Genomic DNA, 6,574 nt, shown 5'->3' on the forward strand with positions numbered 1-6,574 from the left:
GAAAATTCTTATGTTTTGAAAGAAGATTTATTAGAAACATCTGTTTTATTGGATGAGATGAAAGGCATTGAAAAAAGTGGAAAATTTAAAGATGATAACTTTTATAAAAGTTATTTGACAAATTTAATACCTCTTAAGAATTCAAATTTCATAGTTGAACTTTCATATATTGGAGTAAATGAAAACTCTCCCACTATAGTTGCAAGTTTCGAGGTGATGGCAAAATTGAAAGATGATAAGTTCTATTTTTTATCTCCTTTGAAAAGAAATACTTTTTTATGGAAAACAAAAACTATTGAGGGTATTACTTTTCATTATAAAAACATTTTGAATGAGAAAGTAGCTAAGGACTACGTTAAAAATGTAACTCAATTTGATAAAAAGTTAAAGTCGAATAGTAAAACAATCGAATGGTATGGATTTGAAAACATGAATGATATGTTAAAAGGTATTGGAGTTAGTTATAAGTTATTATACAATAGCAGAACTTCAAGCACTTTTACAGCTAAAGAAAATAATTCATTACTCATTGCAAGCGGATCTGATAATACTAATTTCAATAATTTTGACCCACATGATTTGTGGCATGAAAGGTTATACAATGTAGTTCCAAAAAGTGGAGTTAACAAACCTGTTGATGAAGGTTGTGCATACATATATGGTGGGAGCTGGGGAATAAGCTGGGAGCAAATATTAAAAACATTTAAAGAAAAAGTTAGTTCAAATAAATCTATAGATTTCTTCGCAACTTACGAGGATTTCTATGATTTCGGTGAAAGCAAAGAGAAGCATCTTTTAGTTCCTTATGTGATAAATGCTTTAATAATTGAAAAATTGGAAAAAGAAAAAGGATTTGCAGCAGTGATGGAATTACTGAGTTGTGGAAAATATCAAAAAGGAAATGAAAATTATTACATAGCACTTGAAAAATTAACTGGCATAAACAAATCTAATTTCAATGAGCGAGTTTGGAAATTGATTAATGAAAGTGGTAATTAGATGATTAAAAAAGATTTTCCATATTTCAAACAATTGGACTACAGAGATTGTGGTCCAACTTGTCTTAGGATGATAGCAAAGCATTATGGTAAAACCTTTTCAAGAGAGTTTTTAAGAGATAAGGCAAGTATTACTAAGACAGGAGTCACAATGGCTGGTATCGCAGAAGCCGCAGAAGCCATTGAAATGCGAACCTTAGGAATGAGGGTTGCATTGGATAGTGTAGTGAATGAAGCACCAACACCTTTTATAGTTCCTTGGCGACAAAAACATTTTGTGGTAGTTTATAAAACAACTAATAAGAAAATTTATGTTGCTGATCCTGCACAAGGATTGTTAAGCTATTCTCATGAAGATTTTCATAATGCTTGGACTAATACTAATGATGGAACGGGTTTTGTACTTATTTTAGAGCCAAACAGCAAGTTTTTTTCTTTAGAAGAAGATAAATCCAAAAGAAAAGGTTTTAAATTTTTGATACCTTATTTTAAACCCTACTCTAAATTAATTAGACAAGTCTTTATAGGATTAATTGTTGCTAGTATAATTCAATTTATCCTGCCTTTTTTGATGCAAACTGTTGTTGACGTTGGGGTAAATAACCGTGACATTCCATTCATTTATTTGATATTAATATCACAGCTAGTCTTGATATTTTCTCAAACTTTAGTTGGGATTTTTAGAGATTGGTTATTAATACATATAACCAGTCGTTTTAACATAAAAATGGTATCTGATTTTTTGTTTAAAATGCTAAAACTACCTATCTCTTATTTTGAAACTAGAAATACTGGAGAACATTTACAAAGGGTTAATGACCATATAAGAATTCAAAACTTTGTTTCATCTTCGTCGTTGAATATGATTTTTTCATTAATAACATTTGTTGTTTTTAATGGAATTTTAGCCTATTATAATTTAAAGATTTTTTTTGTATTTATAATTTCTGCAGTGTTTTATGTTGGTTGGACTTTTTTCTTTTTGAAAAAAAGAGCTGAACTTGATTATAAACGATTTGATGAACAATCGCAAAGTCAAACTAATTTAGTTCAAATAATTAATGGAGTTAAAGAAATTAAAATAAATAATTCTCAAAGAAAAAATCGTTGGAAATGGGAATATACTCAAATCAGCTTATTTAAAACCTCTTTAAGCACATTAAAATTAGCACAGTATCAAACAACAGGTGCAAGCTTTATCAATGAACTAAAAAATATTATTATTATCTTTTTGTCTGCAACGGCTGTTGTTGATGGTAATTTGACACTGGGTATGATGACATCAATTCAGTATATTGTTGGTCAGTTAAATCTACCTTTAGGAAACTTTGTGGCATTTATACAAACATGGCAAGATGCAAAAATAAGTTTAGAACGATTGTCCCAAGTTCATGAAAGAGAAGATGAAGACGAATTAAAATCCAATAAAGTAAAAGAGATTTCAGAAGATAAAACTATTGTTTTAAAAGATTTATCATTTAGATATGGTGGAAAATCAACGCCTTTTGTTCTAAAAAACATTAACTGTACGCTACCACAAGGAAAAACCACAGCCATTGTTGGTGCTAGCGGAAGTGGTAAAACTACATTGCTAAAGTTGTTGTTGAAGTTTTATGAACCAACTATAGGTTCAATAGCTATTGGCTCAATTGATTTAAATAACATCAACAATGATTTTTGGAGAATGAACTGTGGAGCTGTTATGCAAGACACTTTCATTTTTAATGATACTATTGCAGGAAACATTTCTGAATCCGAACAGAACGAAATAATAGATAGACAAAAATTAAAAGACGCATCCTTTGTTTCCAATATGGATGAATTTATTGAAAAACTACCAAATAAATACAATACGGAATTAGGTACATCAGGGATAAGACTGAGTGGTGGTCAAGAGCAGCGTATAATGATTGCAAGAGCAGTTTATAAAAATCCTTTCTATGTCTTTTTTGACGAAGCTACGAGTGCGCTTGATGCAAATAATGAAAAAGTGATTATGGATAATTTGAATTCATTTATAAAAGATAAAACTGCAATAATTGTAGCGCATCGTTTATCAACAGTAAAAAATGCTGATAATATAATAGTTCTGGAAAATGGTGAAATTGTTGAACAAGGAAATCATGATGAACTAACAAAAATTAGAGGTAAGTATTATCAATTGGTTAAGAACCAATTGGAGCTTGGTAACTAATATTTAAAATAGGATTTCATTTCAAAGTACAGAATTTATATAGCAATATGGAAGAATTTGACGAAATAAAAATTTATAGTGACGAAGTTAGAGATATTTTATCCGATCCTCCAAAAGCCATTTATAGATGGGGTAATACAATTCTTTTAGGCTTTGTTGTCTTATTGTTTTTAATGTCCTGGTTTATTAGTTATCCTGATATTGTTTCAACTCAAATAATAATAACTACTAATTTACCACCTGAAAAACTAATTGCAAAAACTTCAGGAAAAATTGAAACAATTCTAGTTAAAGACAGGACTTTAGTAAAAAAAAATACACCACTTGCAGTAATTGAAAACACATCAAATTATAAAGACGTTTTTCTTCTAAAAAGTATTATTGATACCATAAATCTTGAAAGAAATGATTTTCCATTTCATTTATTCAAATCTGCACAATTTGGAGATGTGGAAAATGCCTATGGTTTCTTCCAAAAGGAATATTCAACAGATCAGTTAAATAGAGAATTACAACCTTATAAAGTAGAAGGCACTGCACACATTTTAGAATCTATACAACTGAAGGAACGATTGAATTTACTTGAATCACAAAAAAGTATTACTCAAAATGAATTAGCACTTGAAAAATTAGATTTAGACCGTTATCAAACTTTATATAACAAAGGTATTGTTGCTTCTCAAGAATTGGAAAAGCACAAATTAACATTTTTGCAATCTGAAAAAGGGTATAAAAATCTATTGAGTACAATATCTTCATTAAAATCATCTATAAATGAACTAAACAGGAATAGTAAAACTACACAAATAAATGAAAGCAAAGAGAGTGTAAATCTTGAACGTAATGTTATGCAAGCTTTCTTTCAATTAAAAAAAGCGGTTAAAGATTGGGAATTAAATTATGTATTTAGGTCTTCAATTGACGGTAAGGTTACCTTTCTGCAAGTTTGGAATGAAAATCAGTTTGTTAATTTAGGAGACAATATTTTTTCAATTGTTCCAACTATTGAAAGTGGTTATATTGGCAAGGTTAAGGCTTCTGCTCAAAATTCGGGCAAAATAAAAATTGGGCAAAACGTAAATATAAGACTAGCAAATTTTCCTGATAGAGAATTCGGAATAATAAATGGAAAAGTGAAAAATATTTCTTTAATACCAGATAAAGAAGGAAATTTACTTATTGATATTGCGCTTCCAAAAGGGATTGAAACATCATACAAAAAGAAGATTAGTTTTCAACAAGAAATGATAGGTAGTGCCGATATTGTTACCGAAGATTTGAGATTACTAGAAAGATTATTATATCAGTTTAGGGATTTATTTAAAAGGTAGATTCATAATAATATTCTTCAATTTCTATAATTAAAATCATTTAACAAATAGAAACTATTGAACTTCAAAATCGCAACTTTACTAAACCACCTAAACGAACAATTAAATTTCATTGACTTAGAAATTGACGACCAAATTAAAAAGTGTGAGCAAGCCATTTCAATAATATTAAAATCAATCAATGAATTAAAAAAAATAATAACTAAAACCAACTTCAAAACCGAAGCAGAGGAAATTCAATTCTTTAAAGAAATCAAACCACAATTCACTGCAAAACTCGTTTTTTACAACAGAGTTTATAAAATTGAAATGAAGAAACCCAACGGCGGTAATAAAATATTAAAAAAGTACTATAACAACGAATTACAAATCTTGAAAAACTTCTTTGATAGCGAATTAGAATTTTACCAATACTACCGTTCTGGTAATATTTATTTAGATTACAAATACTTCTTAAGAGGTAAATTTGATATCAAACTCACATTAGACCCTTACTATTTTGAAACAGATACAACTTTTGCAACTTCACATGATTTTAAAGTAGCAACAATCCTAGCAAACGACCTCATCGAATTATATATTGAAAACCAATTAATTAAATTAGAAAACAAAGAAAATCCAGAAAAATCACAACGCCAACCGAACTTGAAAATGAATTGGACTAGCTCAAAAGTAGCCTTAGTTGAATTAATGTATGCATTACATACAGAAGGTGTATTTAATAATGGTGCTGCAGATTTAAAAGAAATAGCTGAATATTTCGAACATATTTTTAAAATCGACTTAGGGCAATACCGCCGTGTATTCCTTGAAATTAGAGCAAGAAAGAGTGATAAAACAAAGTTTATCACAATACTAAACGACCAATTATTAAAAAGAATGGAAAACTCAGATGAAGTCATTTAAATAAAAATCGTTCACAACGCAACCTCCGTTGTGAAAGAAAACAATTCAAAATCCACAATTTTGTCCCATAACAATCTAAAACATACGTTATGGCAATCGAAGTAATCACTCGCGAAGACTTAAACGAATTCAGAAGTCTTCTTTTGAACGATTTAAAAGAAATCATTCAATCCAAACCGCAACAAACAAAACAGTGGCTCAAATCCAATGAAGTCCGTAAACTGTTAAACATTTCTCCAGGTACATTACAAAATCTCCGCATCAACGGAACACTAACCTATACCAAAGTTGGTGGCATCATGTATTATGACAATTCAGATATTGATAAATTATTAAATGGAAATAAGGTAAATGCCCTACCTACTCTCTTCAAATAGAACATATTGTTTTTATAATACGGTGGATGCCCTTTTCTCATCAGCGAAGCGTCTTAGTGACCTTTTAAAAAGTAAACTTAACAAAGAGTTATCTAAATCTTCGTGCTCTTCGCGGTAAAAAAACTCAGTGCAACTCTGTGTCAACCTTTGTGTAACTCTGTATTCCAAAAACTTCAAACATTACAATTCATTAAAATGAACTATATAAAACACCTAACTGGCTTCTTCGAAAAAGTAGCCATTGATAAAACGCTAAATCCAACTCACGTAAGTTTATACATAGCACTATTTCAATTTTGGAATTGCAATCGTTTCAAAAACCCAATCAGTATAAATCGCGATGAGGTTATGAGAATTAGCAAAATCAGTTCCAAAGCCACCTATCACAAATGTCTGAAGAACTTGCATAGTTTGGGTTATATCAATTACGAACCATCATACAATCCATTCAAAGGAAGTCATGTCATTTTATTCAACTTTTCAGAAGATTTAAAACCGTTACCAAAATCCGAAAGAAAACCAAAAAATGAACCACTTATTGAACTTGTTTCTGAACAAGCTTTGAACAAGTCTTGTACTAGTAGTGAGACAGGTACTGAACAAGCATTAGTACCTTCTATAAACTATATAAACAATACAAACATTTTAAACGATAAAAACGTTTCAAACTTGGAACAGCTCACAAAAAAATTTGAAGAAATAAATAATTCTGTTTTAAAAAACGAAAATTCAAAAGAAGAAAAAAGTTTCGCAAAAAAAGAAGAAAAG

6 protein-coding genes are annotated in these 6,574 nt (G+C 29.6%); all 6 read left to right on the forward strand.

All coding sequences use genetic code 11. The annotated features are described in order from the left end of the window. On the forward strand, positions 1-999 hold a 999-nt coding region (locus tag DIU01_RS05740; protein ID WP_290832378.1), incomplete at its 5' end, for a hypothetical protein. Beyond that, on the forward strand, positions 1,000-3,192 hold the full coding sequence (locus tag DIU01_RS05745; protein WP_290832380.1) for a peptidase domain-containing ABC transporter: 2,193 nt from the start codon (positions 1,000-1,002) through the stop codon (positions 3,190-3,192). It begins immediately after the preceding gene. A gap of 47 nt (positions 3,193-3,239) precedes the next feature. After that, complete coding sequence (locus tag DIU01_RS05750; protein WP_290832382.1) at positions 3,240-4,523, forward strand: HlyD family efflux transporter periplasmic adaptor subunit; 1,284 nt, start codon at positions 3,240-3,242, stop codon at positions 4,521-4,523. A 57-nt stretch (positions 4,524-4,580) separates the two neighbouring features. Beyond that, complete coding sequence (locus DIU01_RS05755) at positions 4,581-5,429, forward strand: RteC domain-containing protein (RefSeq protein ID WP_290832384.1); 849 nt, start codon at positions 4,581-4,583, stop codon at positions 5,427-5,429. An 89-nt stretch (positions 5,430-5,518) separates the two neighbouring features. Beyond that, positions 5,519-5,806 carry a helix-turn-helix domain-containing protein gene (locus DIU01_RS05760; RefSeq protein WP_187657846.1) on the forward strand — a complete coding sequence of 96 codons (288 nt, stop codon included), beginning with the start codon at positions 5,519-5,521 and terminating at the stop codon, positions 5,804-5,806. A 195-nt stretch (positions 5,807-6,001) separates the two neighbouring features. Then, positions 6,002-6,574 (forward strand): transcriptional regulator (locus tag DIU01_RS05765; protein ID WP_290832388.1); only part of this gene is annotated, 573 nt, incomplete at its 3' end.

It is taken from the genome of Flavobacterium sp. (assembly GCF_003525665.1).
Lineage (GTDB): Bacteria > Bacteroidota > Bacteroidia > Flavobacteriales > Flavobacteriaceae > Flavobacterium.

Coding starts and splice junctions, on each gene's coding strand:
- DIU01_RS05760 (WP_187657846.1), top strand. CDS start 5,519: ATGGCAATCGAAGTAATCACTCGCGAAGACTTAAACGAATTCAGAAGT.
- DIU01_RS05745 (WP_290832380.1), top strand. CDS start 1,000: ATGATTAAAAAAGATTTTCCATATTTCAAACAATTGGACTACAGAGAT.
- DIU01_RS05750 (WP_290832382.1), top strand. CDS start 3,240: ATGGAAGAATTTGACGAAATAAAAATTTATAGTGACGAAGTTAGAGAT.